Genomic DNA, 26582 nt, shown 5'->3' with positions numbered 1-26582 from the left:
GGGGGAATCGATACGATGACCCCATGGTTCTCCACGACGTGAGCGACAAGGCGCCGGGCACCCTGCTCGTGGCGCGGCTGTACGTCGACTTGTGCCGCCTCGCCGGCGCGGCATGTCCCCGCCCCTGACGCGCCGGCCGCACCCCGCTCGCGCGCTCCGGACCGCCCACCGGACCCCGTCCGCGGGGCCGCGCGCACCGGGACGCCGCCGCACCGCCGTCCGCACCACACGACGCCCCTTCCGACTGGAGCCCCGCATGGCCATCGAGGTCCGCATCCCGACCATCCTTCGCAGCTACACCGGCGGCGCCAAGGCCGTCGACGGCAGCGGCAGCACGATCGACGAGCTCCTGACCGACCTCGACAGCCGCCACGCCGGCATCCGCGAGCGCATCGTCGACGAGAACGCCGCGGGCCGGCTGCGCCGCTTCGTGAACGTGTACCTCAACGACGAGGACGTCCGCTTCCTCGACGGCATCTCCACCAAGCTGACCGACGGCGACAGCGTCACCATCCTCCCCGCCGTCGCCGGTGGAATGTCCTGATGCGGTACGACAGCCCGCTGGCAGCCGTCGGCAACACCCCGCTGGTACGGCTGCCGCGCCTGTCCCCCTCCGCCGAGGTCGGCGTCTGGGCCAAGCTGGAGGACCGCAACCCCACGGGCTCGGTCAAGGACCGCCCGGCCCTGCACATGATCGAGCAGGCCGAACGCTCCGGTCGCCTCACCCCCGGCTGCACGATCCTGGAGCCCACCTCCGGCAACACCGGCATCTCGCTGGCCATGGCCGCGAAGCTCAAGGGCTACCGCATGGTCTGCGTCATGCCCGAGAACACCTCCTCCGAGCGGCGCGAACTGCTCACCATGTGGGGCGCCGAGATCATCCCCTCCCCGGCCGCCGGTGGGTCGAACACCGCCGTGCGCGTCGCCAAGGAACTCAGCGCGCAGCACCCCGACTGGGTGATGCTCTACCAGTACGGCAACCCCGACAACGCCGGCGCCCACTACGCGACCACCGGCCCCGAGATCCTCGCCGACCTGCCCTCGATCACCCACTTCGTCGCCGGGCTGGGCACCACCGGCACCCTCATGGGCGTCGGCCGCTACCTGCGCGAGAAGGTCCCCGGCGTGCAGATCGTCGCCGCCGAGCCGCGCTACGACGACCTGGTCTACGGACTGCGCAACCTCGACGAGGGCTTCATCCCCGAGCTCTACGACGAGTCCGTCCTCACCACCCGCTTCTCCGTCGGCTCCGCCGACGCCGTCCGCCGCACCCGTGAACTCCTCCAGCAGGAGGGCATCTTCGCCGGCGTCTCCACAGGAGCCGCCCTGCACGCCGCGCTCGGCGTCGCCCGCAAGGCCGAACGCGCGGGCGAGCGGGCCGACATCGTGTTCGTCGTCGCCGACGGCGGCTGGAAGTACCTGTCGACCGGCATCTACACCGCCGAGTCCACCGAGGCGGCGGTCGCCGCCCTGCACGGCCAGCTCTGGGCCTGAGGCCTCACGCACCACACCCTCGCGGCGCCCCCGTCCCGGCGAAGTTCCGGCGACGAGGGCGCCGTACTGGTGATTCCGCCCACAACGGGGCTCCGCAGAGGAGCACGCGCAGCCCGTGCGCCTTACGCTCAAGAACACATGGCGGGTCGCTCCCGCCCTCCCCCCATTCCCCTACGGAATGGGGCATCGTGGCGCGCCAACGCAAGACCCCCGGAACAATCCACGGAGGTTTCTGCACATGAAGCTCACCGTCGTCGGCTGCTCGGGGTCGTTTCCGTCCGCGGACTCGGCCTGCTCCAGCTACCTCGTCGAGGCCGACGACTTCCGGTTGCTGCTCGACATGGGCAATGGCGCCCTCGGCGAGCTGCAACGCCATTGCGGTCTCTACGACCTCGACGCCGTCCTGCTGAGCCATCTGCACGCCGACCACTGCATCGACATGCTCGGCTACTTCGTCGCCCGCTACTACCGCCACGAGGGCGGCCCCGCCCACGCCATCCCCGTCTACGGACCGGACGGCACCGAGCGCCGCCTCGCGAGCGCCTACGGGGACGTGCCCGACGAGAAGTGCATGAGCGAGGTCTTCGACTTCCGCACCCTGGAACCCGGGGCGTTCCGGCTGGGCCCGTTCACCGTCACCGCGGACATGGTCAGCCATCCCGTCGAGGCCTACGGCTTCCGCATCGAGCACGCGGGCCGCACCCTCACCTACTCCGGTGACACCGGCCGGAGCGACGCCCTGCTGACCCTGACCGAGGGCACCGACCTCTTCCTGTGCGAGGCCTCCTTCACGCACGGCAAGGAGGACATCCCCGGCCTGCACCTCAACGGCCGCGAGGCCGGCGAGTACGCCGACCGCGCCGGCGCCGGCCGCCTGGTCCTCACCCACATCCCGCCGTGGACCGACCCCCAGGTCAACCTCGACGACGCCCGCGCGGTCTACGACGGCCCGGTCGAGCTGGCGAAGGCCGGCGCGGTCTACGAGATCTGACCTCACCCGGCCCCCCGGCACGGGCGAGGCCCCCGCAACCCGGTCGGTTGCGGGGGCCTCGTCCGTACGGGCGCGGTCGCTACGCCTTGGTGAGGTCCTCGACCTCTTCCTCGGGCTCGCGGCCCGGGGTGGGGAGGTTGAACTTCACGATCGCGAAGCGGAAGAGCACGTAGTAGATCACCGAGAAGCACAGGCCGATCGGGATGATCAGCCATGGCTTGGTCGCCAGGTTCCAGTTCAGGATGTAGTCGATGGCGCCGGCCGAGAAGGTGAAGCCCGCGTGGACGCCGAGCGCCCAGGTGACCGCCATCGACACCGCGGTGAGCACCGCGTGGATGGCGTAGAGCAACGGCGCGATGAACATGAACGAGAACTCGATCGGCTCCGTGACACCGGTGACGAAGGAGGTCAGGGCGAGCGAGAGCATCATGCCGAGCACGGCCTTGCGGCGCTCGGGGCGGGCCGTGTGGGCCATGGCCAGGGCCGCGGCCGGGAGGCCGAACATCATGATCGGGAAGAAGCCGGACATGAACTGTCCGGCGCTGCCGTCACCGGCGAAGAACCGGGTGAGGTCGCCGTGCACCACGGTGCCCGCGGAGTTGGTGAAGTCGCCGAGCTGGAACCAGGCCACCGAGTTCACGAACTGGTGCATGCCGATCGGGATCAGACCACGGTTGATCAGGCCGAAGAGCGCGGCGCCGACCGAGCCGAGCCCGGTCATCCACTCGCCGAAGTTGCTGATGGCGTCGCCGATGGGCTCCCAGACCAGACCGAAGAAGACACCGACCAGGGTGCCGACGAAGGCCATGATGATCGGGACGAGCCGGCGGCCGTTGAAGAAGCCGAGCCAGTCCACCAGCCGGGTGCGGTGGTAGCGCTGCCACAGGACGGCGGCGAGCAGGCCCATCACGATGCCGCCGAGCACGCCCGGGTTGTTGTACGTGGCGGCGATGTCGGCGCCGCTCTGGACCTTCGCCTCGGTGACGGGGAAGGCCTTCAGGACGTTGCTGTAGACCAGGAAGCCGACGAGGGCCGCGAGCGCGGTGGAGCCGTCGGCCTTCTTGGCGAAGCCGATGGCCACGCCTATGCAGAAGAGCATCGGGAGGTTGTCGAAGACGGCGCCGCCCGCAGTCGCGAAGACGGACGCCACCTTGTCCCAGCCGAGGCCGTCGGCCCCGAAGACATCGGGCTGACCCAGGCGGAGCAGGATGCCCGCCGCCGGCAGGACGGCGATCGGCAGCTGGAGGCTGCGGCCGACCTTCTGCAGGCCTTGGAAAAGGCCGGAGCCCCGCTTCTTCGCCGCGGGAGCCGCCGTCGTGGTGGCGGTCGTCATGGAGTTCCTCCTGGTCTGAACCACTCAGTGGTGTAGACCAGTCTTAACATGCACTTGACGCGCAGAGGAACGTTTGGCTCCGTGTGGTCTAGACCACAGTTCGGAGGGTGACGCCTCCGCTACGCCTTGAGGTTGTCCCGTGTCATCTCCTCCGCGACCCCCTCCGGCTCCCGCCCCGGCGTCGCCAGGTCGAAGCGCGTGATCACCAGCCGGAAGAGCACGTAGTACACCGCCGCGAACACCAGCCCGATCGGGATGATCAGCCACGGCTTGGTCGCCAGGGACCAGTTGACGACGTAGTCGATGAGACCGGCCGAGAAACTGAAACCGTCGTGCACCCCCAGCGCCCAGGTGACCGCCATCGAGACCCCGGTCAGCACCGCGTGGATCGCGTACAGCGCCGGCGCGATGAAGAGGAAGGAGTACTCGACCGGCTCCGTGATCCCGGTGACCAGCGAGGTCAGACCCACCGACAGCATCAGGCCGCCGACCTCCTTGCGGCGCTCTGGGCGGGCGCAGTGCGTGATCGCCAGCGCCGCGGCGGGCAGCGCGAACATCATGACCGGGAAGAAGCCCGACGTGAACTGCCCCGCCGTCGGGTCGCCCTGCAGGAACCGGTTGATGTCCCCGTGCACGACCTGGCCGTCCGGCTTGGTCCAGTCGCCGAACTGGAACCACACGAAGACGTTCAGGAACGTGTGCAGTCCCACCGTGAGCAGCGCCCGGTTCGCCACACCGAAGATGCCCGCCCCCCACGACCCCAGATCGCTCAGCCACTGGCTGAAGTTCGTCAGACCGCTCCCGATCGGCGGCCACACCCACAGCGACAGCGCCGCGAAGACGATGGCCACGAAGGACATGATGATCGGGACCAGCCGCCGCCCGTTGAAGAAGCCCAGCCAGTCCACCAGCCGCGTGCGGTGGTAGCGCTGCCAGAAGAAGGCCGTCAGCAGCCCGATCACGATCCCGCCGAAGACCCCCGGGTTCTGGTACGCGGCAGGGGCGGCCGCCGCGGGCGTGTCCGGCGGGATGCAGGCACCGCTGATCATGCTCGCCTGCACGAACACCGTCCCCCGCGGGCAGTCCTGCGGGAACTGGTGCAGCACCCCGTAATAGACGAGGAAGCCCACGACCGCCGCCAGCGCCGTCGAACCGTCCGCCTTCTTCGCCATGCCGATCGCGACACCGACCGCGAACAGCAGCGGCAGCCCCAGCGAGCCGTCCAGCAGCGCACCGCCCGCGCCGGCGAACACCCTCGCCACGTTGTCCCAGCCCAGACCCTCGGCGCCGAACACATCCGGCTGCCCCAGCCGGTTCAGGATGCCCGCCGCCGGCAGCGCCGCGATGGGCAGCTGCAGGCTGCGGCCCATCTTCTGCAGTCCCTGGAAGAGCGTGCCCGTCCACCTGCGGCCGGGGCGCGGACCTGCGGCGGCGTCCGAGCTCATGGGCACTACCTCCTGGCGGTAATGTGGTGTAGACCAGTTGAGGCGCGGCTGTGTCAGAGATGCATCCCCGCAAATGCGGTCCACACCTGCACTACCGTGTGAAATCGGACCGAACGGCCGAGACAACCAGGAGCTACAGATGGCCAGCAAGGCAGAGAAGATCGTCGCCGGGCTCGGCGGACTCGACAACATCGAGGAGATCGAGGGCTGCATCACCCGACTCCGCACCGAGGTCGCCGACCCCTCCCTCGTCGACGAGGCCGCGCTCAAGGCCGCCGGCGCCCACGGCGTCGTGAAGATGGGCAACGCCGTCCAGGTCGTCATCGGCACCGACGCCGACCCCCTCGCCGCCGAGATCGAGGACATGCTCTGACCCCGGCCCGCCGGACCTGATCACCCGCAGGGGGCCCGTTCCGCAACCGGCACGGGCCCGCGGTTCACTTACGGCTAGGCTCGTCGCCATGTCTCGTATCGACGGCCGCACAGCCGACCAGCTCCGCCCCGTCACCATCCAGCGTGGCTGGAGCAAGCACGCCGAAGGATCGGTGCTCATCTCCTTCGGCGACACCAAGGTCCTCTGCACCGCCTCCGTCACCGAGGGCGTGCCCCGCTGGCGCAAGGGCAGCGGCGAAGGCTGGGTGACCGCCGAGTACTCCATGCTCCCGCGCTCCACCAACACCCGCGGCGACCGCGAATCCGTACGCGGCAAGATCGGCGGACGCACCCACGAGATCTCCCGCCTCATCGGCCGCTCCCTGCGCGCCGTCATCGACCACAAGGCACTCGCCGAGAACACCGTGGTCCTCGACTGCGACGTCCTCCAGGCCGACGGCGGCACCCGCACCGCCGCCATCACCGGCGCCTACGTCGCCCTCGCCGACGCCGTCACCTGGATGCACGGCCGCAAGCTGCTGCGCGCCAAGGCCCAGCCCCTGAACGGCACCGTCAGCGCGGTCAGCGTCGGCATCATCGACGGGGTGCCCATGCTCGACCTCTGCTACGAGGAGGACGTCCGCGCCGAGACCGACATGAACGTCGTCTGCACCGGCGACGGCCGCTTCGTCGAGGTCCAGGGCACCGCCGAGGGCCAGCCCTTCGACCGCAAGGAGCTGGGTACCCTGCTCGACCTGGCCGTCGGAGGCTGCGTCGAACTCGACGCGCTGCAGCGCGCGGCACTCGAAGAGATCGAACAGATCACCAAGGGCTGACCAAGAAGCGGTCCGGGGAGTGCAACCCGGCAGCGGTGCGGTGCGTGTTCAGTGACATGCAGCCACGCACCCGCCGCCGCCTCGCCGCACTCGCCGCCGCCACCGCACTCGGCGCCGCCGCCCTCACCGGCTGCGGCGCCGCCGACGCCGTCAACGCCGTCGACAAGGCCCTCGACTGCGCCACCGTCGCCGCCCAGGTCGCCGGCGACGTCCAGAACCTGCAGAACGCGGTGAGCAACGCGGGCAACGACCCGCAAGGCGCCGCCACCGCGCTCGACCAGATCGCCGACCACCTCGCCACCCTCGGCGACAAAACCGGCAACGCCGACGTCACCAAGGCCGTCGACGACCTCCAGAAGGCCGTCGACAACGCCCGCACCGCCGCCGACGCGGGCAAGACCCCCGACCTCACCCCCGTCGCCGACGCCGCCGCCGGGCTCTCCACCGTCTGCACATCCGGCTGACGGGCACCGGGATAATCGAGACCATGCCGCACACCCGCCTGGTCCTCGCCACCCGCAACGCCCACAAGGTCGCCGAGCTCCACGCCATCCTGGCCGACGCCGGGCTCGGCGTGGAACTCGTCGGCGCCGACGCCTACCCCGAGATCCCCGACGTCAGGGAAACCGGCGTCACCTTCGCCGAGAACGCCCTCCTGAAGGCACACGCCCTGGCCCAGGCCACCGGCCTGCCCGCCGTCGCCGACGACTCCGGCCTCTGCGTCGACGTCCTCGGCGGCGCCCCCGGCATCTTCTCCGCCCGCTGGGCCGGCAAGCACGGCGACGACCGCGCCAACCTGGACCTCCTCCTCGCCCAGCTCTCCGACATCGACCACCCCCACCGGGCCGCCCACTTCATGTGCGCCGCCGCCCTCGCCCTCCCCGACGGCACCGAACACGTCGTCGAAGGCCGCCTCCTCGGCACCCTGCGCTTCGAGCCGCACGGCCCGAACGGCTTCGGCTACGACCCGATCCTCCAGCCGCTGGGGGAGTCCCGCACCTGCGCCGAGCTCACGCCGGACGAGAAGAACGCCATCAGCCACCGCGGGAAGGCGTTCCGGGCGCTGGTGCCGGTGGTGCGGGAGCTGGTGGGGTGAGGGTCCGCGGGCAGAATGATGGCCTGCGAACCCTTCCGTGGATTCGCAGGCCATCATGGGTGCGGCGGAAGGGATTCGAACCCTCAAGCCCGATCAAGGGCCACAGATCCTAAGTCTGCCGCGTCGCCTACTGCGCCACCGCCGCTAGCCGCCACCCATGGTAACGGGTGGCGGCTGGGGTGTTCCATACGGTTTATCGGCGGGTGGCGCGCATACCTCCCCGGCACCATGTATCGGTTACAGCGTGGCAGTTCGGACAGAGCAGCCGCAGATTGTCCGGACTGTCGTCCAGGCGGTCGCCGTTGATGTGGTCGACTTCCAGGGTCATTGGTCTGCCGTGCCAGATCTCACCGACACCGCATTGCGCGCACCGGGCGGGAATGCCGGTTTCCGCGAGGGCCCTGCGCAGGAGTACGGCCGCGGTGCGGTAGCCGCTGGTACGTGCGACCAGAATGTCGGCCGCCGATTTGCGGTGCTTGGTCCCGTGCTTGTTCCCGTGGGCCTGACCGAGGAAGTGGCTGGTGTCCAGCTCGTCCTCAGCCATCCAGGAACGGAGCAGGGCGCGGCTTCGAGTGCCGTCGGTCCGGCCGATGCGGCGAAGCGTCTCGGCCACGGATACGGAGCGTGCAACGGCTACTCGGAGTTCCGCGGGCGTGGGCCGCGGCCGTTTGCGGCCGCGAGCGGAAGGGCTCCGGAAGTGGGAGATGTCGATTTCGAAGTCGGCGAATCGCTTTTCGAGGTAGCGGTGCAGATTCGCGTAGGGGGTCCGGCCGAGGAAAGCCGCGGTCTCCTCCATGGAGCGGCATTGTGCCGCTGCCTGCGCCAACAGTTCGCGTGTGTACGGGGCGCCGGAGTTCACCGGACCCCGTTCCGGGCGCGAAGCTTGCCCCGCCCTCGATAGGTGTCCGTTGTCGAGTGACAGTTCGGGCACAGGAGGCGGAGGTTGGGCAGGCGGTTGTCGCGCCAGTCACCGTTGAGGTGGTCGACCTCAAGAGGCAGTGGGCGGTCGCACCACTCGGGTCCGGTGCCGCAGAGCGCGCAGCGCTCGATCACACCGTTGGCCAGCATCGCTCGCTTGAGCCGATCGCTCTGCATGCGGCGGGCGGTGCTGGGGTCCTGCTTCGCCAGGACCTCTTGCGGGGAACAGCCGCGTGAACCACGGGACGTGACGAAGAAGTGCGACGTGTCGATGCCGAACGCGCGAATGCGGCGGCTGATGTGCGTGTGCTGACCACCTACGACCTCGACCCCCAAGTGACGCAGCACCTCGGTCATGTTCGTGCAAGCGGCTACAGCGGACGCGAGGACTTCCCGCGTCCAACGGCCTCCTTCCCGTTCGAAGTGCGAGGTGTCCACACCCAACTTCCTCAGTCGGACCCGGATGTATTTGCGGGTCGGACTCTTTGGGTCCAGGCCGAGTTTGCCCATGGCTTCCGACAGTGTTCGTGAGGACGCCACCGCGTACTCCAGGAGTTCACGGGTCCAGCGAGTTGTGGGCATTTCCCACCCCCATGCGATCTGGTGTTGCACTTTCGCACGGAATAACGACCCGTTCGTACGACGGTTACGCCGCCCGGGGAATATGCCAGGGGCGCCCGGCGCAGCACGTGCGCCGGGCGCCCCTCGGGAGCCGGGAGGAGGTCTACGCGTCCTTGAGGACCTGGCGCTGGCGGCCGAGGCCGTCGATCTCGAGCTCGACCACGTCGCCGGCCCGCAGGTACGGCTTGGGCTCGGGGCGGCCCAGGGCGACGCCGGCCGGGGTGCCGGTGTTGATGACGTCGCCGGGGTAGAGGGTCATGAACTGGCTGAGGTAGCGGACGACTTCGGCGACCGGGAAGATCTGGTCCGCGGTGGTGCCGTCCTGCTGGAGGGCGCCGTTGACCCACAGCCGCAGCCCGAGCGCCTGGGGGTCGGGGACGTCGTCGGCGGTGACGAGCCAGGGGCCGAGGGGGTTGAAGGTCTCGCAGTTCTTGCCCTTGTCCCACTGGCCGCCGCGTTCGATCTGGAAGGCGCGCTCGGAGACGTCGTGGGCGACGGCGTAGCCGGCGACGGCGGCGAGGGCTTCCTCGGCCGAGGCGGCGTAGCGCAGTTCGCGGCCGATGACGACGGCGAGTTCGACCTCCCAGTCGGTCTTGAGGCTGCCGCGGGGGACGAGGACGGTGTCGTCGGGGCCGATGACGGTGTCGGGGGCCTTCATGAAGAGGATCGGCTCGGTGGGGATGGCCGCGCCGGTCTCGGTGGCGTGGTCGTGGTAGTTGAGGCCGATGCAGACGATCTTCCCGATGCCCGCGAGCGGGGGGCCCGTGCGCAGGTCGTCGGCGTCGAGGACGGGCAGGGTGCCGGCCGCGGCGGCCTCGCGGACGCGGTCGAGGGCGGCGGGGTCGGCGAGCAGGGTGCCGTCGATGTCGGGGGTGAGGGAGGACAGGTCGCGCAGGACGCCGTCCTGGTCGAGAAGGGCCGGGCGTTCGGCTCCGGCAGGGCCGACTCGCAGCAGCTTCACGAGACTCTCCGGTGGGTCGAGGGGAGGCGGTTGGTTCATTTCCGATGGGGACGGTCATCGGAGGTCTTGGGTGATCCTCCAGCGGAGGGGGCGTCGCCCGCAACCCCCTTCCCATGGTGTGGGCGGTGCAGCCAGGCGCGCTCGGCGGCGGTCCAGGTGGTGGACGTGGCGAGGTAGAGCCCGGCGGCCGGCGGCATGATCGCGGCGGGGACGAGGGTGGCGAAGGAGAGCAGCGGCAGGTGGCGGGCGAGCCCGGTGGCGTCGGGGGCGGCCTTGCGGGCGCGGCGGTAGGAGAGCAGGGCGACGGCGGCGACGACCGCGAGGACGGCGGCGTGGACGGGTGTGCCCCAGTGCGCGCCGAGGTCGGTGCCGTAGGCCGCGTGGTAGAGGACGAAGAAGGCGGGCAGTTGGAGCAGGGTGGGCAGGATGCCGGCGAGGGGCGAGGTGCCTTCTGCAGTGTGGAGTGCGGCCAGGGCGCGCTGGAGTTCGCGGGGGTCGCGCTCGTGGGCGCGGCGGAGTTCGGCGATCCGGGGGGCGAGGGCGGCGCGGGCGCGTTCGCCGCGTGCGGCGGCCCGGGCGAGGGGGTGGAGGGCGAGTCGCACCAGGACGGTGAAGGCGACGACGGCGGCTGCCGGGGCGGCGGCATGGCCGGTCAGCGGGGCCAGGAGGCCGGTGAGGGAGTTCAGGGCGTGCGGGAGGTGCGGGAGTACGGACATGGTGGCGGGAACCCTCCGCGGGTCTCGTCGTGCCGGACAAGGTGGTGTCGGCGTGACGGACGGCGTGCGGGCTGCGGGGTGGCAGGTGCGCTACGCGGCCGTCGGGACGGGACGGCCGGGTGCCCGGGGGCGTGGGCGGCCGGAGGCGTCGGGGTCGCGCTGGGGGAGGAAGGCGGTGCGGCGTTCGCGGTCGCGCAGGGCGGTGCGGACGCGTCCGCGGGGGACGGGCCGGGCGCCTGCGGCGGCGTGGAGGGCGCGGCCGAGCAGGATCGCGGCCGCGGCGGTGGTGGCGGCCGCGGCGAGTGCGGTGGTGAGCCCGGTGTGGGTGAGGAGCAGTCCGGCGAGGAGGGCGAGGGTGACCAGGGCCGTGACGGCGTGGGCGCGCAGTGCGGTGGCCGGGGTGCGGGTCACCGGGTCCTCCTTTCCGTCCGCTGGTCGCGTCCTGTGGGTGATGACGTTCGCGGGGCCGGTGGAGTTCCGTGGTGGCGGTACGGGTTTTCGCCGGCCGGGCGGGGCATTCCTCCGATGTCTGGCCGTGCGGGGGAGGGGGCTGGCGGACTATCCGGCGAGGACTCGCGAGACCGTGTAGATGGCCAGGCCCGCCAGGGCGCCGACGACCGTGCCGTTGATCCGGATGAACTGGAGGTCGCGGCCGACGTTCGCCTCGATCTTGCGGGTGGTCTGCTCGGGGTCCCAGCCGGCGATGGTGTCGGTGATCAGCGCGGTGATCTCGTCGCGGTAGGTGGTGACGACGTAGGTGGCGGCGTCCTCCAGCCAGCCGTCGATCTTGGCGGTGAGCCGGGGGTCCTCGGTCATCCGCGCGCCGAGCGACAGCAGTGAGGCGCGGGCGCGCAGCCGCAGTTCGCTGTGCTCGTCCTCGGCCGCGGCGACGATCATGCCGCGTACCGAGCTCCAGGCGGACTCGATGAGGTCCTGGACTTCGTGGCGTTCGATGAGGTCCTTCTTCAGCTGTTCGACGCGGCGGCGGGTGTCGGGGTCGGACTGGAGCTCGGTGGCGAAGTCGGCGAGGAAGCGGTCGAGGGCGCCGCGTGCGGGGTGTTCCGGCATGTCGCGCATCTCGGCGGTGAAGCGGACGAGTTCCTTGTAGACCCGTTCGCCGACCTTGCGGTCGACGAAGCGCGGGGTCCAGCCGGGCGCGCCGCCCTGGACGGCGTTCATCACGGACTCGCCGTGCTCGTTGAGCCAGTCGTGGGCCCGTACGCAGACCAGGTCGACCATGCGCCGGTGGCCGCCGTCGGCGACGATCCGTTCCAGCATCTTCCCTATGCCGGGGCCGATCTCCTGCGCGTCCGCCCGGCGGGTGATGGCTTCGCCGACCACGGCCTGGACGTCGGAGTCGCGGAGCACGGTCAGGGCGCCGCGCAGCGCGGCCGCGCCCTGTTCGGTGACGCGGTCGGCGTGCTCGGGGTCCTCGAGCCAGGTGCCGAGGCGGTGGGCGATGCCGACCTTGCGCAGCCGGGTGCGTACGACGGTCTCGGACAGGAAGTTCTCGCCGACGAAGTCGCCGAGGGTGCGGCCGAGGGCGTCCTTCTTGGTGGGGATGATGGCGGTGTGCGGGATGGGCAGGCCGAGCGGCCTGCGGAAGAGCGCGGTCACGGCGAACCAGTCGGCGAGCGCGCCGACCATGCCGGCCTCGGCGGCCGCGGCGACGTAGCCGCTCCAGGCGCCGGCGCCTGCCGACTCCGCCCATTTGGCGAGGCCGTACACCAAGGTGGCGGCCAGCAGCAGCCCGGTGGCGATCACCTTCATGCGCCGGACGCCGCGCCGCCTGCCCTCGTCGGCGGGGCTGTAGGAGAACGCCGGAGTCGCGCTCTCACTCGTTCCGGTCACCGGAGTCCTCTCCATCCCTCGCACCCGTCTCCCTTCGGTGTATGGGTATTGCGCACGCCACACTCACCAGTTGGAACGAACGACGGGTTCCCGACATCCCACTAGCCAGACGGTCAGATCCGGCGTCCTCCATGGGATCACGAGTGGGGGCGGATCGCGCCGCTTTCCGACACCCCCTGCACAGGAGTTGAGCACCGCGTGGCCAGAACGACCGGTTGTGCCCTGCTCGCCGGACTGGCCGCCCTGGTGGCGGTCGTCTCGACGGCGATCTTTCTCGGCGTCGGCGGTACGGACGTCGCGGCCCGCGCCGGGCGCGGGGCCATGGCGGCCGGCAGCGCCCACACCGCCGTGCCGGCGGCCGCGGGTTCCTGGGTCGGCACGTGGTCCGCCTCTCCTGTCGCCGGTGAGCCCTCCACCGCGGACGGATACCCCGGATGGTCGATCCGCAACGTGGTGCACACCAGCGTCGGGGGCACCTGGGTGCGGGTGCATCTGTCCAACACCTTCGGCAGCGCGCCGCTGGTGGTGGCGCACGCCACCGTCGCCCGTTCCGCCGGAACCGGTGGCGCGGCGGCCGCGGGGGGCACCATGCGGGTGCTGACCTTCGCCCAGCGGGGGTCGGTGACGATCCCGGCGGGCGGGGCCGTGGTCAGCGACCCGGTGCGACTGGCGGTGCCGCAGCGGGCCGATCTGCTGGTCACCACCTATGCGGCGCTTCCGTCGGGCCCGGTGACCTACCATCCGAACGCGCGGCAGATCTCCTTCATGGCGCACGGTGAGCGCACCGCTGAGGTCTCGGGAGTGTCGTACACGACGCGGACCCTGTTCTGGCGGTACGTCAGCGCGGTGGACGTCCTCAGCTCGCACGCGGCCGGCGCGGTGGTGTTCTTCGGCGACTCCATCACCGACGGCCTCACCTCCACTGTCGGCGCGAATCACCGCTGGCCCGACTATCTGGCGGACGGTCTGATGGCCTCCGGTGACCGGCGGCTGCGCCTGGGCGTCCTCAACCAGGGGATCAGCGGCAACGGGGTGCTGCGCGGCGGCCCCGAGGGCGGTCCCAGCGCCCTGGTGCGGCTGGACCGCGACGCACTGTCGCAGACCGGTGCCCGCACGATGGTCGTGGAGCTGGGCATCAACGACATCATCCGGCCGCCCCGGGCGACCGGCGCGCGGGCCGTGATCGCCGGGCTGCGGCAGATCGTGGCGCGCGGCCACGCCCGCGGGATGCGGGTGATCGGGGGGACGCTGCTGCCCTTTGAGGGGCACGGGGCTGCCTACAACCCGGTGACCGAGGCCGTCCGGCAGCAGGTCAACGCCGCGATCCGGGCAGGTACGGTGTACGACGCGGTGATCGACTTCGACAAGGCGCTGCGTGACCCGTACCGTCCGACGAGGATGCGGGCCGCCTACGACTCCGGCGATCATCTGCACCCCAGCGACGCGGGCTACCGCCGGATGGCCGAGGCCGCCCGGCCGGTGCTGCTCGGGGGTACGGCCGACGCGAAGGCGTGACGGGGCCCGGGGTCGGGACTGCCCGCGGTGCACGGACTTCACGAGGACTGCAAAGGACGGCGATGACGGATCACGCGGGCGGGCTGCCCGGTTACGCCGAGCGTTTCACCGAGCCCGAGGGCTATCTGGACTTCGCCCGCTACGGGCCGCCCTCACGTGACGTGCTGGAGGCCACGGCGGCCGCGCTGGCCACGTCCGCCGAGGCGGACCACACCACCGTCGACGAGCTGATGCGGGCCGAGCCGCGGGCGCGTGCCGCGGCGGGCCGGCTGGCGGGCAGGGACGCCGCGCACGTGGCGCTGCTGCCCAACGCCTCCACCGGGCTGTTCCACGCCGCCTTCGGGCTGGCCGGGGGTGCGGTCCTGGTGCCCGCCGCGGACTTCCCGGCGAACCACTATCCGTGGCGGCGCAGCGCGGCCCTGGGCCGTGCGGTGCCGCGCTGGCTCGACGCGGCACCCACCCCGGACGCGGTGCGGGCCGCGCTGAGCGACGAGGTGGTCGCGGTCTCGGTCAGCGCGGTGGACTTCCGCACCGGTTACCGCGCCGACCTGGCCGGGCTCCGCGAGGTCATCGGCGACCGGCTGCTGATCGTCGACGCCATGCAGGCCTTCGGTGTCGTCGAGCTGCCCTGGCAGGCCGCGGACGTCGTGGTGGCCGGCGGACAGAAGTGGCTGCGGGCCAGCTGGGCGACCGGGTTCGCGGCGCTGTCGGACCGGGCCCTGGAGCGGCTGGAGCCGACGCTCTCGGGCTGGACGGGGGTCACGGACGTCGGTGTCTTCGACGACGTCGAGCATCCGCCGGCCCCCGGCGCGCTGCGCTGGAGCATCACCAATCTGAGCCCGGTGACGGCCGCCGCCTTCGCGGTGGCCCTGGAGCTGGTGGAGTCGTCGGGCGTCGCCGCGATCGAGGCGCACGTGGCGCGGCGGGTGGACGAGCTGATCGAGGCGGTGCGCGAGGCGGGCGGCGAGGTGCTCTCGCCGGTCGCGCCGGGGGAGCGGGCGGGCATCGTGTCGTTCGCGGTGCCGGGCACGGACCCGGCGCGGATCGCCAAGGCGCTGCACGAGCACGGGGTCACCCCCTCGGTGCGGGCGGACTCGGTGCGGTTGTCGGCGCACGCCTCGACCACGCGGGGCGCGGTGGAGCGGGTGCGGGCGGCGCTGGGCTCGCTGCGCTGACCCGCGGGGCGCCCGGGTGGCGTCACACGGGCGCCCCGCCGGTGGCGTACATGCGGGCGATGACGTCCTCGATGACGGGTTCGCGCACCGACAGGTCGACGACGCCGTGCCGGGCGGCGAGCTCCGCGACCAGGGGCGCCGCGCTCGCGGAGGCGGGGAAGGCGATCCACTGGCGGGGGCCGTCGACGCGGGCGCAGCGGGCGCCGGGGAGTTCCACGGGCGGCAGTTCGCGTTCGAAGTCGACGACGAGGGTGCGTTCGCTCTCGCCGATGGCGTGGAGTCCGGCGAGCCCGCCGTCGTACATCAGGCGCCCGTGGTCGATGACCATGACGCGGCGGCACAGCTGCTCGATGTCGGTCAGGTCGTGCGTGGTGAGCAGGACGGTGGTGCCCTGCTCGGTGTTCACGCCGCGCAGGAACTCGCGGACCTTGGCCTTGCTGACGACGTCGAGGCCGATGGTGGGCTCGTCGAGGTAGAGCACTTCGGGGTCGTGCAGCAGGGCGGCCGCGATGTCGCCGCGCATGCGCTGGCCGAGGGAGAGCTGCCGTACCGGTACGTCCAGCAGCGGGGCGAGGTCGAGCAGTTCGACGCAGCGCTCGAGGTTGCGGCGGTAGCGGGCCGCGTCGACGCGGTACATGCGGCGCACCAGTTCGTAGGAGTCCCGCAGCGGCAGGTCCCACCACAAGGTGGTGCGCTGGCCGAAGACGACGCCGATGCGCCGGGCCAGGCGGGCGCGTTCGCGGGAGGGGTCGATGCCCGCGACGCGCAGCCGGCCGGCGCTGGGGGTGAGGATGCCGGTGAGCATCTTGATGGTGGTGGACTTCCCGGCGCCGTTGGGGCCGATGTAGCCGATCATCTCGCCGGCGGGGACGCTGAAGGTGAGGCCGTCGACGGCGCGCACCTGGTGCCGCTCGCGGCGCATCAGCCCGCTCTTGCGGCGGACGTCGAAGACCTTCTCCACGTGGTCGAGTTCGATGACTGCGGTGGTCATGGCGGCATCAGCTCCCGGTGCTCCGGTACGAACGCAGGGCGGTCCGCCACAGGGCGCCGGCGAGCGCGCAGCTCGCGGCGGCGACCAGTGGCGGGGCGAAGTCGGCCCAGCGGGGCAGGCCGAGGGGGTCCGGCCGGCCGAGGATGTGCAGGGCGGGCAGCCAGTTGACGAAGGCGAGGGGCACGACGAAGGTGACACCGCGCACGAGGTCCTTGGCGAAGACCGTGGGCGGGTACTGCAGCACGGTGTTGCCGCCGTAGGTGAAGGCGTTCTGGACCTCGGAGGCGTCGCCGGCCCAGAACTGGAAGGCGGCGCCCGCGATGAAGACCGCCGCGAAGATGCCGGCGCCGCTGAGCACGCTCAGCGGCAGCAGGGCGGCCTTCAGCGGGGTCCACGCGATGTCGAGGCGGGCCAGTGCCCAGCCCAGCACGAGCAGCCCCTGGGCGACACGGCCGATGCGGCGCAGCGCGAACTGGTCGGCGGCGACTTGGGCCAGGACGGGCAGGGGCCGCACCAGCAGGGTGTCCAGTGTGCCGTCGCGGATGCGGCGGCCGAGCCGTTCCATGCTGCCGAGGGCGAGGTCGGCCAGGCCCAGGGAGGTGCCGGTGGTGCCGTAGAGCAGGGCCACTTCGGGGAGGGTGAAGCCGCCGAGCCGGTCGATCTGCGAGAACATCAGCAGGATGACGACGAAGTCCAGCGCGGTCGCGGCGAAGTTGCCGATCGCCGTCATCGCGAAGGAGGCCCGGTAGGCCATGGTCGACCGGATCCACATGCTCACGATCAACGCGTATCCGCGCAGCGCCTCAGCCACCCTGCACCACCAGCTTGCGGGTGGCCGCGGACTGCAGGAGCCGGCCCGCGCCGAGCAGCGCCACCGCCCAGCCCACCTGGAAGGCCAGGCTGCCCGCGAGTGACGCGCCGGTGCTGCGGCCGAGCAGGATGTCGGCGGGGACCTGGAGCAGTGAGGAGAAGGGCAGGGCGCGGGCCACCGCGCCCAGGCCGGCGGGGAAGGCGTTGAGCGGCAGCAGCGAGCCGGAGAAGAACAGCGTGGACAGGGTGACGACGGTGACCACCCCGCTGCCGTCCAGCAGCCAGAAGGCGCTGAGGACCACCAGGTAGCGCAGGGCGAAGCTGACGACCACGCCGAGGAGCACCGACAGCAGGAAGAGCGCCCAGGTGGTGGGCGATGCGGGCAGGGCCAGGTGGAAGGCGAGGGCGCCGCAGGCCATCGGCGCGATGCCGCGGGCGAGGAGCTGGTAGGCGGCCCGGCCGAGGTCGGCGGCGAGCCACCAGGTCTGCAGGTCGGCGGGGCGGTACAGGTCGACGGCGATGTCGCCGGTGCGGATGCGGTCGATGAGTTCGTCCTGGAAGCCGCCGCCCAGCAGGGCGCAGGCGGCGATCAGGGCCTGGCCGGTCCAGACGTACGTCAACGCCATGGACTGGTCGTACCCCCCGAGGTGGGGCCGTTCGTCCCAGAGGGCGATGTAGGTGTAGGCGATGACGAAGCCGAAGACCGTGTTGGTGAAGACGCCGGCCACGGTGGCCGTCTTGTAGGTCGCGTGCCGGCGGAAGCCGTTTGCCGCCACGGCGGCGTACAGGCGCATCCTGCTGTCAACCCTCCCGTCGTGCCGCTCTCCCGTTCCCGGGCGTGCCGCCCGGAGCGGGCGCAAGCGCACGACGCTACCGGCCGCCGTCACGCACTGCCACGGTTTTTTCACCCGCTGGTGGGGTCCTGGGCGTGCTGCAGAGCTGTCACAGCCCTGTCACGGAGGGATGCAATTGAACCGTTTTGCCCTGAAGGTGCGCGAGTGTCCGCCGGGTCGTACGGCACGATTGACCCAAGATGTTCCGCCGCGGCACAACCCTCGGCGGCCGCGGAGGAGTCAGTACAGACATGAGCAGCAGCAACGCTTCCCCCGGCGGCGGGGGAACCGCGCCGTCCGGACCGAAGCCGAAGCGCACCGGAGTCCGCAGACTGATCCCGGGCTGGAAGACGGTGATCGGCACCTTCCTGCTGGTCGTGCTGGCCTGTGCCGGCGCCTTCATCGTCGGCTACCAGCTGGTGGAGATCCCCAAGGCCAACGCGGGGGCGATCGCCCAGAGCAACGTCTACCTGTACTCCGACGGCAGCCAGCTGGCGCGCGACGGCCAGGTCAACCGGGAGAACGTGGACCTGAGCCAGATCGCCAAGACCGCCCAGTACGCCACGCTGGCCGCCGAGGACCGCAACTTCTACAACGAGTCCGCGGTCAGCCCCAAGGCGATGGTCCGCGCGGCCTGGAACACGGTCACCGGCAAGGGCAAGCAGTCCGGCTCGACCATCACCCAGCAGTATGTGAAGAACTACTACCTCAACCAGGACCAGACGGCGATCCGCAAGGCCAAGGAGTTCTTCATCGCGATCAAGCTCGACCGCGAGAAGAGCAAGAGCGAGATCCTCCAGGGCTACCTCAACACCAGCTACTACGGCCGCAACGCCTACGGCATCCAGGCGGCCGCCCAGGCCTACTTCGGCAAGGACGCCGACCAACTCGACACCGCCGAGGGCGCGTACCTCGCCACGCTGCTCAACGCCCCCAGCGAGTACGACGTGGTCGCCCACCCGGAGAACAAGGTCCAGGCGCAGGCCCGCTGGAACTACGTGCTGGACGGCATGGTCAAGGAGGGCTGGCTGAGCGGCACCGAGCGTGCCTCGCTGACCTTCCCGACCCCGCTGAAGGCCAAGCCCGCCACCAGCCTGTCCGGCCAGCGCGGCTACCTGGTCGAGGCCGTCAAGAACTACCTGTCCGACAACCACATCCTCGACGAGGAGACGCTGCGCTCCGGCGGCTACCGCATCACCACGAGCATCGACCGCAAGAAGGAGGACGCCTTCGTCAAGGCGGCCGAGAACCAGCTCCTGGACCAGCTCGACCCCAAGGCCCACAAGACCGACAAGTACGTGCGGGCCGGCGGCGCCTCCATCGACCCGGCGACCGGGAACGTCGTCGCGATGTACGGCGGCATCGACTTCACCAAGCAGTTCGTCAACAACGCGACGCGCCGCGACTACCAGGTCGGCTCCACCTTCAAGCCGTTCATCTTCGCCTCCGCCGTCCAGAACGACTCCACCACGCAGAGCGGCCGGCGCATCACGCCGTACACGGTCTACGACGGCACCAACAAGCGCGAGGTCGTCGGCCGCAACGGCCCCACCGGCTACGCCCCGGCGAACGAGGACGACGTCTCCTACGGGCCGATCACCGTCACCCGCGCCATGGACAAGTCCGTCAACGCCGTCTACGCCCAGATGGCGCAGGACGTCGGCGCGGACGACGTCAACAGCACGGTGCGCGCGCTCGGTGTCTCCGAGCAGGTCAAGCTGGTCAGCACTCCGGCGATGGCGCTCGGCACCATGGAGGCCAGCCCGCTGGACATGGCCCAGGCCTACGCGACCCTCGCCAACCACGGCCGCTACATCCCGTACACCATGGTGGTGAAGGTCACCAAGAACGGCGAGGACCTGAAGCTGCCCGAGCGGCAGCCCCGGCAGGCGATCACCCGTGAGGCGGCCGACACCACGACCTCGATCCTGCGCTCGGTGGTGCAGGGCGGCACCGCCACCGCCGCCCAGGCGTCCGGCCGCCCCGCCGCGGGCAAGACCGGCACGGCGGAGGAGGACAAGGCCGCCTGGTTCGCCGGCTACACCCCGAACCTGGCCACCGTGGTCGCCGTGATGGGGCAGGACTCGCAGACCGGTGCCCAGAAGCAGCTGTACGGCGCCGCGGGGTTGGCACGAGTCAACGGCGGCGGCTTCCCCACGCAGATCTGGGCGGAGTACACCGCGGGCGCGCTCAAGGGCACCCCGGTGCGCGGCTTCAAGCTACGGCTGGAGCCCGGTGCCTCGGCCCCTCCGGCCACCTCCGCCCCGCCGTCCAGCTCGGCCCCTCCGGCCTCCTCGGCTCCTCCGGCCTCCTCCCCGCCGCCGCCGGCCACGAGCAGCGAGCCGCCGGCCTCCTCGGAACCTCCTGAGTCCCCGTCCGAGCCGCCCGCCAGCAGTTCCCCGCCGCCCTCCGAGGGCGGACCGGGCGGCGAGCTGCCGATCGGCGGCCCGGTCGGGGGGGACAACGGCGGGGGCGGCTTCCAGTAGCGCCAGGGCGCCGGGCGGAGGGCAGGCGGCGGAGAGCGGCCTCAGTGACCGGAGGTCGCCTTCAGCCCGACGACGGCCACCAGCAGCAGGCAGATGAAGAAGATCCGGGCGGCGGTCGCCGGCTCACCGAGCACCACCATGCCGAGCACCGCCGCCCCGGCCGCGCCGATCCCGACCCACACCCCGTAGGCGGTGCCGATCGGCAGCGTCCTGGACGCGTACGACAGCAGCAGCATGCTGGCCACGATGCCGGCACCGGTGCCCAGGCTCGGCCACAGCCGGGTGAAACCGTCGGTGTACTTCATGCCGACCGACCAGCCGACCTCCAGCAGACCGGCCAGACACAGCAGGACCCATGCCACGACGGCACCTCCATGATCATTGAAGACTCAGGCGGTGCGTCGTCTTTGCATGGGCCCTGGTACGGCGCGTCTCGTCAGGGGACGGGACCGACGGTAGCAAATCAGAGGTAAAGACCGGTGGAGTCCTCCGAGCCCTGCAGCCGCTCGGCGGCGACCGCGTGCAGGTCCCGCTCCCGCATCAGCACGTAGGCCGTGCCGCGCACCTCGACCTCGGCACGGTCGTCCGGGTCGAAGAGCACCCGGTCCCCGACCTCCACGGTGCGCACGTTCTGGCCGACCGCGACCACCTCGGCCCAGGCCAGCCGTTTCCCGACGGCCGCCGTGGCGGGGATCAGGATGCCGCCGCCGGAGCGGCGCTCGCCCTCGGGCGTGTCGGAACGGACCAGCACACGGTCGTGCAGCATGCGGATCGGAAGCTTGTCATGCGATGGGGAACTCACAGGTACGACGTTACCGGCGTCGTCTGCGCAGCGAGAGCCCGGCCACCACCGTGACGAGCGCCACCGCCGCCACCGCGACCGGCACGATCCGCTCCACGCGCGGCGCGCCCTCCTCCGTCACGAAGTGCCCGCGGATCTCCGTCACGCCCCGGTTGACCGCCACGTACGCCCGTCCGGCGGTGCGGTCCACGGCCGACGCGACCTTCGCCTTGGTGTCGGCGGCGATCGTCTTCGGGTGCACGCGCACGGCGATCTCGTCCAGGGTGGCGGCCAGCTCCCGCCGCTTCAGGGCGATGTCCGCCTCGATCTGAGCAGGGCTCCTGCCATCCGACACCGCGCAGCCTCCATCGTCGTCTCGACCGGTACCGTGCAGACAGTCTGTCAGTCCGCCCGTGCCGGCGCCCGTCGGCACCCCGAACCGGAGAACTGCACCCATGAGCGAGCGCCTCCAGCCCGGTGACACCGCACCCGCCTTCACCCTGCCCGACGCCGACGGCAACGAGGTCTCCCTCGCCGACCACGCCGGCCGCAAGGTCATCGTCTACTTCTACCCCGCCGCGCTCACTCCGGGATGCACCAAGCAGGCCTGTGACTTCACCGACAACCTCGACGTGCTCGCGGGCGCCGGATACGACGTCATCGGCGTCTCGCCCGACAAGCCCGAGAAGCTCGCGAAGTTCCGCGAGAAGGAGTCGCTGAAGGTCACGCTGGTGGCCGACCCCGACAAGTCGGTCCTGACCGCGTACGGCGCCTTCGGCGAGAAGAAGCTGTACGGCAAGGTGGTGACCGGGGTGATCCGCTCCACGGTCGTCGTCGACGAGCACGGCAAGGTCGAGCACGCCTGGTACAACGTCAAGGCCACCGGGCACGTGGCCAAGCTCATCCGCGACCTGGGCGTCTGACGCCCCGTCGGCGCTGTCCGACGCCACCGGCTCAGGCCCGGGTGTGGGAGCCGGTCAGCGCCGCGTAGACCACGACGTTGGCCGAGTAGCTCTGGGTGGCATGGTCGAAGGTGCCGCCGCAGGTGATCAGCCGCAGCTCGGGGCGGACGCCCGAGCCGTACACCCGGTCGGGGCGGAAGCCCTCCTTCGGGACGATCTCCACGCCCTCGACGGTGAACTCCGCGACCGAGCCGTCCGAGCGGTTGATCTCCACGAGGGTGCCGGGCGTCACGGTGCTGAGGTTGTAGAACACCGCGGCGCGGGTGCGGGTGTCCACATGGCCGACGATCAGCGCCGCGCCCGCGTCGCCGGGCGCCGGGCCCGCGCCGAACCAGCCCGCCACTTGGGGCGAGCTGAACGGCGGCGGGTCGATCGCCCCGTCGGCGGTGAGCCCGCGCGCGACGAGCGGGGCGTCGATGCCGGCCGAGGGGATCTCGATGCTGAGCGGCCGGGCGTGGCCCAGCGGGGTGTGCGCGGCGTAGACCGGGGTGGGGCGCTCGTCCGCGCCGGGCGCGGACGTGGCGGTGACCCCCGGGGCGCCCATGGCGTCCCCGGGGGCCGGGTGGACGTAGCCCTTCAGCCACGCCGCGAAGAGCACGACCGCGGCCGTGGCGGCCGCGACGGTCCGTCCCTGCACCGGGCTCAGTCCCGGCTGCGGCGCCGGTGCATCACCAGGCCCGCCGCCCCCGCCAGGGCCAGCACGCCCGCGGCCACGGTGCCCGGCACCCCGGCCGGCTGGGCGGGAGAGGCCGAGTGCCGTGCCACGTCGGCGGCCATGGCACCGCCGCCCGCCGGCACCGGCGCGGACGGGTAGCCGCCGTCCCCGGTCCCGTCGCCGACCTCGACCTCGCCCTCGTGCGACTGGCCGTTGCACTCGATGGAGACCTTGTACGAGCCGGACGCGAGCCCGGAGCGCACCACGGCGGAGGCGTACATGCCGCCGTCCGACGCGGGGGCGAGCCGGACGGGGGCGACGAAGGCGGAGGAGCTGACGGTGCCGGACGCGGCCCGGTCGCAGTCCTGGGTCCGTACGTCGACGTCACCGCCCGGGCCGACGGAACCCGGGTTGACGGTCACGCCGCCGCCGCCGCCGCCGCCACCGCCGACGACGCCCCCGCCACCGCCGCCGCCCCCGCCACCGCCACCGCCGCCGCCACCGCCGCCCCCGCCTCCGCGGCCCTCATCGCCACCGTCGCCGCGTCCGCCGTTGTCGCGTCCGCCGTTGTCCCGGCCGTTGTCGTCGCGTCCGCCGTTGTCCCGGCCGTTGTCGTCGCGTCCGCCGTTGTCCCGGCCGTTGTCGTCGCGTCCGCCGTCGCCGCGGCCCTCATCGCCACCGTTGTCGCGTCCGCCGTTGTCCCGGCCGCCGTCACCCCGGCCGCCGTTGTCGCGTCCGCCGTCCTGCTTGCCGAAGTCCTGGCGGTCGCCGCCCTGGTCTCCGCCACCGCCCCCGCCGCCCGCGCGCTCCCACAGCCGGCTGGTGGCGTCCCCGCTTCCGGCGGGGCCGTCGTCGGCGACGGCGACGGGACCGCAGATCGCGATCACCGTCACCGCTGCGGCGGCGCACAGGGGAATGCGGGCGGCGTCCATGACTGAGCCCATGATGAAAACCTCCACTCACCCGGGCTCACGTCGTCGGAATCGGTCGGCCCTGGTACTTCGAAGGTCTCTTTTCTGACGGGCCGCCGCATGCGGGGCTGCTCCGGTTGGGTCAGATGAGGTCCACCAGATCGGCGATGGAGTCCACCACCCGGGAGGGCCGGTAGGGGAAGCGGTCGATGTCGGCGGGCTGCGTGAGCCCGGTGAGGACCAGGACCGTCTCCATACCCGCCTCCAGGCCGGCCAGCACGTCGGTGTCCATCCGGTCGCCGATCATCGCGCTGGTCTCGGAGTGCGCCTGGATGGCGTTCAGCCCGGCGCGCATCATCAGCGGATTGGGCTTGCCGACGAAGTAGGGCTCCTTGCCGGTGGCCTTGGTGATCAGCGCGGCGACCGAACCGGTGGCGGGCAGCGCGCCCTCGGCGGAGGGGCCGGTCTCGTCGGGGTTGGTGGCGATGAACCGGGCGCCGCCGTTGATCAGCCGGATGGCCTTGGTCAGCGCCTCGAAGCTGTAGGTGCGGGTCTCGCCCAGGACCACGTAGTCCGGCTCGACGTCGGTCAGCACGTAGCCGATGTCGTGCAGCGCGGTGGTCAGGCCCGCCTCGCCGATGACGTACGCGGTGCCGCCGGGCCGCTGGTCGTCCAGGAAGCGGGCGGTGGCCAGCGCGGAGGTCCAGATGTTCTCCACCGGCACGTGCAGGCCCATGCGGGTCAGCCGGGCGTGCAGGTCGCGCGGGGTGTAGATGGAGTTGTTGGTGAGCACCAGGAAGGGCTTCCCGGATTCCCCCAGCCGCTTGAGGAACGCGTCGGCGCCGGGGATCGGGATGCCCTCGTGGATCAGGACTCCGTCCATGTCGGTGAGCCAGGACTCGATCGGCTTGCGTTCTGCCATGGGGCGGACTCCTGCGGTGTGCCGGGGTGCTGAGGTGCGGGGGCGCCGTCACGTCGTCGTGCCGACGCCTCCAGCCTAGTCAGGCGGTGGTGACCTTGACCCCGCCGATGACCCGGAACCGGTTGGTCGCCCCGGTGCGGCGAAAGTGCGAGCCCGTGGCGGCGCGCGAACCCGCCCTTGTCGGTGACTCCAGAGCCCCGGCGACCCGCACGGGGGTCTCGGCGCGGGACGCGCCCTGTGCCCGCGAGGGGGCGTTGGGCGGCAGCTTCGTCACGTCACGTCCTCGGACCGAGTGCCCGGCTCAGAACTCCGCCAGCAGGGCGGGAAGTCCGGCCACGGAGGGCAGGACGTGGGTGGCGCCCGCCGCGCGCAGCGCCTCCCCGTCGTGGGCACCGGTCAGCACGCCCGCGACGACGGGCGCGCCGGCGCGGACGCCGGAGAGCATGTCGTACGCCGTGTCGCCGGCCACCGCGATCTCCTGGACGGAACCCGCGGCACGGGTGCGCAGCAGCGCGGTGAGCACCATGTCCGGGTAGGGGCGGCCGCGTCCGCCGGCGTCGGCAGGGCAGAGTGTGAGGTCGGCGATGTCCTGCCAGCCCAGGGCGGCGAGGATCGCGTCCTGGGTGGTCCGCGGGCGAAGGGATCTGGCTGCTACGTACGGGACAAATGGGTCGTGAAGCTGAAGCGGTCCCCGCGGTACAGCGACCGCACCCGCTCCAGCGGCGCACCCTCGGTGTCCCGGCTGTGCCGGTGCAGCAGCAGCATGGGCAGCGCGGGCGGGGTGCCGATCAGCAGCGCCTCGCGCGGCGTCGCGAGCACGGTTTCGATCCGCTCGTCCGCGTCGCCGAACTCCACGCCCACGAACGCGCGCAGATAGGCGTAGAACGAGGAGTCCGGGTCGAACTCCGCGTCCAGCCGCGGCACGCGCTCCACCGCGACATACGTGCTCTCCAGGCCCACTCGCTCCTCGTCCGCGAGCAGTACGCGCTCCATGTGCCACACCGTGTCGCCGGTGGCGATGCCCAACTGCCCGGCCAGCACCTCGTCCGCCGCGATCCGGTCGAGCGCGGTGAGGTTGCGGCCCGGCACCCGGCCCTGGAGACGTACCCCCTCGGTGTAGCTCGCCAGCGACAGTGGCTGCTCCAGTTTGGGTCCCGCGACCACCGTGGCCCGGCCGCGCCGCCGCAGCCGTCCCTGGATCAGCAGGTCGCGCAGTGCCTGCCGCACGGTCTCCCGGGCCACGCCGAAGCGGGCCGCGAGCTCCCGCTCCGTCGGCAGCGGCACCCCCTCGCCGAGATCGCCGAGCAGTTCCTCCAGGCACGTCTTGACGACGAAGTACTTGGGGAGCCGGCCGTGCTCGGGGATGCCGGCACGGGTCGGCGCGCCCGCCTGGGTGTCCTTCACATCGGGAATCCTCGCAGATCGGAGGGGGCGGGCCGGCGCCGGTGCGCGGCGCCGGGGGCGGTCGGGGGCGCCGAGCCGGAAACCGGTCACCTGCCGGTCACCGGCCGGTGGGCGGGAGTTCGCGGCCGGTGTCCCGGGTCACCTCCGGCGGCCGACCCTCAGGGCGATACCGCCCGCCAGCATCAGGGCCCCGGCGCCCATGAGCATCAGGGCCGGCGCCGGGTCCTGGACGGGGCCGGTGTCGGCCAGGCCGGGTGGGGGAGTGGGCGCCCGCGGTGCGGGCGGGGCGGCGGGCGCCTCCGGGGCGCCGCTGCCCTCGTCGCCCTTGCCGGGGACCTGGCCGGGGACCTGGCCGGGGACCTGGCCGCCGGTGCCGGTGCCGGTGCCGGTGCCCGGGCCCGTGCTGCCGTCCCCGCCGGGCTCCCCGCCGGGACGTTCGCCCGGCCGCTCGCCGGGGTGCCCGCCGCCGGCCGTGCCGGGGGCCGTTCCGCTCCCGTCCGGTG

General features: G+C 71.9%; 31 protein-coding genes, 1 tRNA gene, 2 pseudogenes and 1 riboswitch. Of the genes and pseudogenes, 12 read left to right on the top strand and 22 right to left on the bottom strand.

Annotated features, from left to right (window positions below):
* The first annotated feature begins 23 nt into the window (after positions 1-23).
* From PV364_RS33770 to PV364_RS33755, 4 genes are all read left to right on the top strand, one after another.
* Positions 24-128 carry a putative leader peptide gene (locus tag PV364_RS33770; protein WP_319664451.1) on the top strand — a complete coding sequence of 35 codons (105 nt, stop codon included), beginning with the start codon at positions 24-26 and terminating at the stop codon, positions 126-128.
* 128 nt (positions 129-256) lie between these two features.
* Positions 257-544, top strand: coding sequence for a MoaD/ThiS family protein (locus tag PV364_RS33765; protein ID WP_319664449.1), 288 nt, complete (start codon positions 257-259; stop codon positions 542-544).
* Positions 544-1494: a cysteine synthase gene (locus PV364_RS33760; RefSeq protein ID WP_319664448.1), complete on the top strand. Its 951-nt coding sequence runs from the start codon at positions 544-546 to the stop codon at positions 1492-1494. The genes PV364_RS33765 and PV364_RS33760 overlap by 1 nt, the downstream gene beginning before the upstream one ends.
* 238 nt (positions 1495-1732) lie before the next feature.
* Positions 1733-2485: an MBL fold metallo-hydrolase gene (locus tag PV364_RS33755; RefSeq protein WP_319664447.1), complete on the top strand. Its 753-nt coding sequence runs from the start codon at positions 1733-1735 to the stop codon at positions 2483-2485.
* A 79-nt stretch (positions 2486-2564) separates the two neighbouring features.
* On the opposite strand, the gene PV364_RS33750 is transcribed toward PV364_RS33755, so the two are convergent.
* Both PV364_RS33750 and PV364_RS33745 read right to left on the bottom strand, forming a co-directional pair.
* On the bottom strand, positions 2565-3818 hold the full coding sequence (locus PV364_RS33750; protein ID WP_319664446.1) for a PTS transporter subunit EIIC: 1254 nt from the start codon (positions 3816-3818) through the stop codon (positions 2565-2567).
* A 119-nt stretch (positions 3819-3937) separates the two neighbouring features.
* A complete protein-coding gene (locus PV364_RS33745; protein WP_319664444.1) occupies positions 3938-5263 on the bottom strand; it encodes a PTS transporter subunit EIIC in 1326 nt (441 codons plus the stop codon).
* A gap of 139 nt (positions 5264-5402) precedes the next feature.
* Between PV364_RS33745 and PV364_RS33740 the strand changes: the two genes are divergently transcribed.
* The 4 genes from PV364_RS33740 (at position 5403) to rdgB (ending at position 7567) form a co-directional block, all read left to right on the top strand.
* Positions 5403-5636 carry a PTS glucose/sucrose transporter subunit IIB gene (locus tag PV364_RS33740; RefSeq protein WP_319664442.1) on the top strand — a complete coding sequence of 78 codons (234 nt, stop codon included), beginning with the start codon at positions 5403-5405 and terminating at the stop codon, positions 5634-5636.
* Positions 5637-5724: 88 nt separating this feature from the next.
* The gene (gene rph / locus PV364_RS33735) at positions 5725-6471 is read left to right on the top strand and encodes a ribonuclease PH (protein WP_319664440.1); all 747 of its coding nucleotides are present in this window, start codon (positions 5725-5727) and stop codon (positions 6469-6471) included.
* Between the two features lie 56 nt (positions 6472-6527).
* Complete coding sequence (locus PV364_RS33730) at positions 6528-6935, top strand: hypothetical protein (protein WP_319664438.1); 408 nt, start codon at positions 6528-6530, stop codon at positions 6933-6935.
* A 23-nt stretch (positions 6936-6958) separates the two neighbouring features.
* Positions 6959-7567, top strand: coding sequence for an RdgB/HAM1 family non-canonical purine NTP pyrophosphatase (gene rdgB, locus PV364_RS33725; protein WP_319664436.1), 609 nt, complete (start codon positions 6959-6961; stop codon positions 7565-7567).
* A gap of 60 nt (positions 7568-7627) precedes the next feature.
* On the opposite strand, the gene PV364_RS33720 is transcribed toward rdgB, so the two are convergent.
* The 7 genes from PV364_RS33720 to PV364_RS33690 all read right to left on the bottom strand — a co-directional run bounded on the left by PV364_RS33720 (position 7628) and on the right by PV364_RS33690 (position 12649).
* Positions 7628-7712 (bottom strand) — tRNA-Leu (locus PV364_RS33720).
* A 48-nt stretch (positions 7713-7760) separates the two neighbouring features.
* Positions 7761-8363, bottom strand: coding sequence for an HNH endonuclease signature motif containing protein (locus tag PV364_RS33715; RefSeq protein WP_319664435.1), 603 nt, complete (start codon positions 8361-8363; stop codon positions 7761-7763).
* Positions 8364-8422: 59 nt separating this feature from the next.
* The gene (locus PV364_RS33710; protein WP_319664542.1) at positions 8423-9067 is read right to left on the bottom strand and encodes an HNH endonuclease; all 645 of its coding nucleotides are present in this window, start codon (positions 9065-9067) and stop codon (positions 8423-8425) included.
* A gap of 142 nt (positions 9068-9209) precedes the next feature.
* Positions 9210-10067, bottom strand: coding sequence for a fumarylacetoacetate hydrolase family protein (locus tag PV364_RS33705; RefSeq protein ID WP_319664434.1), 858 nt, complete (start codon positions 10065-10067; stop codon positions 9210-9212).
* Between the two features lie 35 nt (positions 10068-10102).
* A complete protein-coding gene (locus PV364_RS33700; RefSeq protein WP_319664433.1) occupies positions 10103-10783 on the bottom strand; it encodes a YidC/Oxa1 family membrane protein insertase in 681 nt (226 codons plus the stop codon).
* Positions 10784-10873: 90 nt separating this feature from the next.
* Complete coding sequence (locus tag PV364_RS33695; RefSeq protein ID WP_401977699.1) at positions 10874-11170, bottom strand: DUF6412 domain-containing protein; 297 nt, start codon at positions 11168-11170, stop codon at positions 10874-10876.
* A gap of 171 nt (positions 11171-11341) precedes the next feature.
* Positions 11342-12649, bottom strand: a complete 1308-nt coding sequence (locus tag PV364_RS33690) for a DUF445 domain-containing protein (RefSeq protein ID WP_319664432.1) — start codon at positions 12647-12649, stop codon at positions 11342-11344.
* Positions 12650-12832: 183 nt separating this feature from the next.
* Between PV364_RS33690 and PV364_RS33685 the strand changes: the two genes are divergently transcribed.
* Together PV364_RS33685 and PV364_RS33680 are read left to right on the top strand one after the other, a co-directional pair.
* Positions 12833-14149, top strand: coding sequence for an SGNH/GDSL hydrolase family protein (locus PV364_RS33685; protein ID WP_319664430.1), 1317 nt, complete (start codon positions 12833-12835; stop codon positions 14147-14149).
* Between the two features lie 62 nt (positions 14150-14211).
* Positions 14212-15324 (top strand): aminotransferase class V-fold PLP-dependent enzyme, encoded by a 1113-nt coding sequence (locus tag PV364_RS33680; protein ID WP_319664429.1) that lies wholly within the window; start codon positions 14212-14214, stop codon positions 15322-15324.
* A 22-nt stretch (positions 15325-15346) separates the two neighbouring features.
* Here the strand turns inward: PV364_RS33680 and PV364_RS33675 are convergent, their stop codons facing one another.
* The 3 genes from PV364_RS33675 to PV364_RS33665 are packed head-to-tail and all read right to left on the bottom strand — an operon-like array spanning position 15347 to position 17919.
* Positions 15347-16315 carry an ATP-binding cassette domain-containing protein gene (locus PV364_RS33675; protein ID WP_319664428.1) on the bottom strand — a complete coding sequence of 323 codons (969 nt, stop codon included), beginning with the start codon at positions 16313-16315 and terminating at the stop codon, positions 15347-15349.
* A gap of 7 nt (positions 16316-16322) precedes the next feature.
* Positions 16323-17126 carry an ABC transporter permease gene (locus PV364_RS33670; protein ID WP_319664426.1) on the bottom strand — a complete coding sequence of 268 codons (804 nt, stop codon included), beginning with the start codon at positions 17124-17126 and terminating at the stop codon, positions 16323-16325.
* Positions 17119-17919: an ABC transporter permease gene (locus PV364_RS33665; RefSeq protein ID WP_319664425.1), complete on the bottom strand. Its 801-nt coding sequence runs from the start codon at positions 17917-17919 to the stop codon at positions 17119-17121. The genes PV364_RS33670 and PV364_RS33665 overlap by 8 nt, the downstream gene beginning before the upstream one ends.
* 290 nt (positions 17920-18209) lie before the next feature.
* Here PV364_RS33665 and PV364_RS33660 point away from each other — a divergent pair, with 290 nt between their 5' ends.
* Positions 18210-20444: a transglycosylase domain-containing protein gene (locus PV364_RS33660; protein ID WP_319664424.1), complete on the top strand. Its 2235-nt coding sequence runs from the start codon at positions 18210-18212 to the stop codon at positions 20442-20444.
* 41 nt (positions 20445-20485) lie between these two features.
* Here the strand turns inward: PV364_RS33660 and PV364_RS33655 are convergent, their stop codons facing one another.
* From PV364_RS33655 to PV364_RS33645, 3 genes are all read right to left on the bottom strand, one after another.
* Complete coding sequence (locus tag PV364_RS33655; RefSeq protein ID WP_319664423.1) at positions 20486-20806, bottom strand: multidrug efflux SMR transporter; 321 nt, start codon at positions 20804-20806, stop codon at positions 20486-20488.
* A 33-nt stretch (positions 20807-20839) separates the two neighbouring features.
* Positions 20840-20901: riboswitch (guanidine-III (ykkC-III) riboswitch) on the bottom strand.
* Positions 20902-20907: 6 nt separating this feature from the next.
* Positions 20908-21246, bottom strand: a complete 339-nt coding sequence (locus tag PV364_RS33650; RefSeq protein ID WP_319664422.1) for a GroES family chaperonin — start codon at positions 21244-21246, stop codon at positions 20908-20910.
* Between the two features lie 10 nt (positions 21247-21256).
* Positions 21257-21580, bottom strand: a complete 324-nt coding sequence (locus PV364_RS33645; RefSeq protein ID WP_319664421.1) for a DUF3618 domain-containing protein — start codon at positions 21578-21580, stop codon at positions 21257-21259.
* Positions 21581-21680: 100 nt separating this feature from the next.
* Between PV364_RS33645 and bcp the strand changes: the two genes are divergently transcribed.
* A complete protein-coding gene (bcp, locus tag PV364_RS33640; RefSeq protein WP_319664420.1) occupies positions 21681-22148 on the top strand; it encodes a thioredoxin-dependent thiol peroxidase in 468 nt (155 codons plus the stop codon).
* A 31-nt stretch (positions 22149-22179) separates the two neighbouring features.
* On the opposite strand, the gene PV364_RS33635 is transcribed toward bcp, so the two are convergent.
* The 7 genes and pseudogenes from PV364_RS33635 to PV364_RS33605 all read right to left on the bottom strand — a co-directional run.
* Positions 22180-22824, bottom strand: coding sequence for a class F sortase (locus PV364_RS33635; protein ID WP_319664419.1), 645 nt, complete (start codon positions 22822-22824; stop codon positions 22180-22182).
* A 5-nt stretch (positions 22825-22829) separates the two neighbouring features.
* Positions 22830-23786, bottom strand: a complete 957-nt coding sequence (locus tag PV364_RS33630) for a hypothetical protein (protein WP_319664418.1) — start codon at positions 23784-23786, stop codon at positions 22830-22832.
* Positions 23787-23895: 109 nt separating this feature from the next.
* Complete coding sequence (locus PV364_RS33625; protein ID WP_319664417.1) at positions 23896-24675, bottom strand: HAD-IIA family hydrolase; 780 nt, start codon at positions 24673-24675, stop codon at positions 23896-23898.
* A 79-nt stretch (positions 24676-24754) separates the two neighbouring features.
* Positions 24755-24949: a hypothetical protein gene (locus PV364_RS33620; protein ID WP_319664415.1), complete on the bottom strand. Its 195-nt coding sequence runs from the start codon at positions 24947-24949 to the stop codon at positions 24755-24757.
* A gap of 27 nt (positions 24950-24976) precedes the next feature.
* Positions 24977-25306 (bottom strand): annotated as a pseudogene (locus PV364_RS33615) (haloacid dehalogenase); the annotation flags it as partial.
* A 20-nt stretch (positions 25307-25326) separates the two neighbouring features.
* Positions 25327-26088, bottom strand: coding sequence for a GntR family transcriptional regulator (locus PV364_RS33610; protein WP_415924640.1), 762 nt, complete (start codon positions 26086-26088; stop codon positions 25327-25329).
* A 129-nt stretch (positions 26089-26217) separates the two neighbouring features.
* Positions 26218-26582: pseudogene (locus tag PV364_RS33605) on the bottom strand (hypothetical protein); the annotation flags it as partial.

It is taken from the genome of Streptomyces sp. MI02-7b, from assembly GCF_033793585.1.
Lineage (GTDB): Bacteria > Actinomycetota > Actinomycetes > Streptomycetales > Streptomycetaceae > Actinacidiphila.
This window is presented reverse-complemented; position numbering and strand designations above follow the sequence as displayed.

What these genes read in the sequence shown, in the direction of transcription:
- PV364_RS33770 (WP_319664451.1), top strand. Translation starts at nt 24, where the DNA reads ATGGTTCTCCACGACGTGAGCGACAAGGCGCCGGGCACCCTGCTCGTG.
- rph (WP_319664440.1), top strand. Translation starts at nt 5,725, where the DNA reads ATGTCTCGTATCGACGGCCGCACAGCCGACCAGCTCCGCCCCGTCACC.
- PV364_RS33740 (WP_319664442.1), top strand. Translation starts at nt 5,403, where the DNA reads ATGGCCAGCAAGGCAGAGAAGATCGTCGCCGGGCTCGGCGGACTCGAC.
- PV364_RS33675 (WP_319664428.1), bottom strand. Translation starts at nt 16,315, where the DNA reads ATGACCACCGCAGTCATCGAACTCGACCACGTGGAGAAGGTCTTCGAC.
- PV364_RS33660 (WP_319664424.1), top strand. Translation starts at nt 18,210, where the DNA reads ATGAGCAGCAGCAACGCTTCCCCCGGCGGCGGGGGAACCGCGCCGTCC.
- PV364_RS33665 (WP_319664425.1), bottom strand. Translation starts at nt 17,919, where the DNA reads ATGCGCCTGTACGCCGCCGTGGCGGCAAACGGCTTCCGCCGGCACGCG.
- rdgB (WP_319664436.1), top strand. Translation starts at nt 6,959, where the DNA reads ATGCCGCACACCCGCCTGGTCCTCGCCACCCGCAACGCCCACAAGGTC.
- PV364_RS33755 (WP_319664447.1), top strand. Translation starts at nt 1,733, where the DNA reads ATGAAGCTCACCGTCGTCGGCTGCTCGGGGTCGTTTCCGTCCGCGGAC.
- PV364_RS33710 (WP_319664542.1), bottom strand. Translation starts at nt 9,067, where the DNA reads ATGCCCACAACTCGCTGGACCCGTGAACTCCTGGAGTACGCGGTGGCG.
- PV364_RS33715 (WP_319664435.1), bottom strand. Translation starts at nt 8,363, where the DNA reads ATGGAGGAGACCGCGGCTTTCCTCGGCCGGACCCCCTACGCGAATCTG.
- PV364_RS33730 (WP_319664438.1), top strand. Translation starts at nt 6,528, where the DNA reads ATGCAGCCACGCACCCGCCGCCGCCTCGCCGCACTCGCCGCCGCCACC.
- PV364_RS33745 (WP_319664444.1), bottom strand. Translation starts at nt 5,263, where the DNA reads ATGAGCTCGGACGCCGCCGCAGGTCCGCGCCCCGGCCGCAGGTGGACG.
- bcp (WP_319664420.1), top strand. Translation starts at nt 21,681, where the DNA reads ATGAGCGAGCGCCTCCAGCCCGGTGACACCGCACCCGCCTTCACCCTG.
- PV364_RS33700 (WP_319664433.1), bottom strand. Translation starts at nt 10,783, where the DNA reads ATGTCCGTACTCCCGCACCTCCCGCACGCCCTGAACTCCCTCACCGGC.
- PV364_RS33765 (WP_319664449.1), top strand. Translation starts at nt 257, where the DNA reads ATGGCCATCGAGGTCCGCATCCCGACCATCCTTCGCAGCTACACCGGC.
- PV364_RS33680 (WP_319664429.1), top strand. Translation starts at nt 14,212, where the DNA reads ATGACGGATCACGCGGGCGGGCTGCCCGGTTACGCCGAGCGTTTCACC.
- PV364_RS33760 (WP_319664448.1), top strand. Translation starts at nt 544, where the DNA reads ATGCGGTACGACAGCCCGCTGGCAGCCGTCGGCAACACCCCGCTGGTA.
- PV364_RS33690 (WP_319664432.1), bottom strand. Translation starts at nt 12,649, where the DNA reads ATGGAGAGGACTCCGGTGACCGGAACGAGTGAGAGCGCGACTCCGGCG.
- PV364_RS33750 (WP_319664446.1), bottom strand. Translation starts at nt 3,818, where the DNA reads ATGACGACCGCCACCACGACGGCGGCTCCCGCGGCGAAGAAGCGGGGC.
- PV364_RS33630 (WP_319664418.1), bottom strand. Translation starts at nt 23,786, where the DNA reads ATGGGCTCAGTCATGGACGCCGCCCGCATTCCCCTGTGCGCCGCCGCA.
- PV364_RS33625 (WP_319664417.1), bottom strand. Translation starts at nt 24,675, where the DNA reads ATGGCAGAACGCAAGCCGATCGAGTCCTGGCTCACCGACATGGACGGA.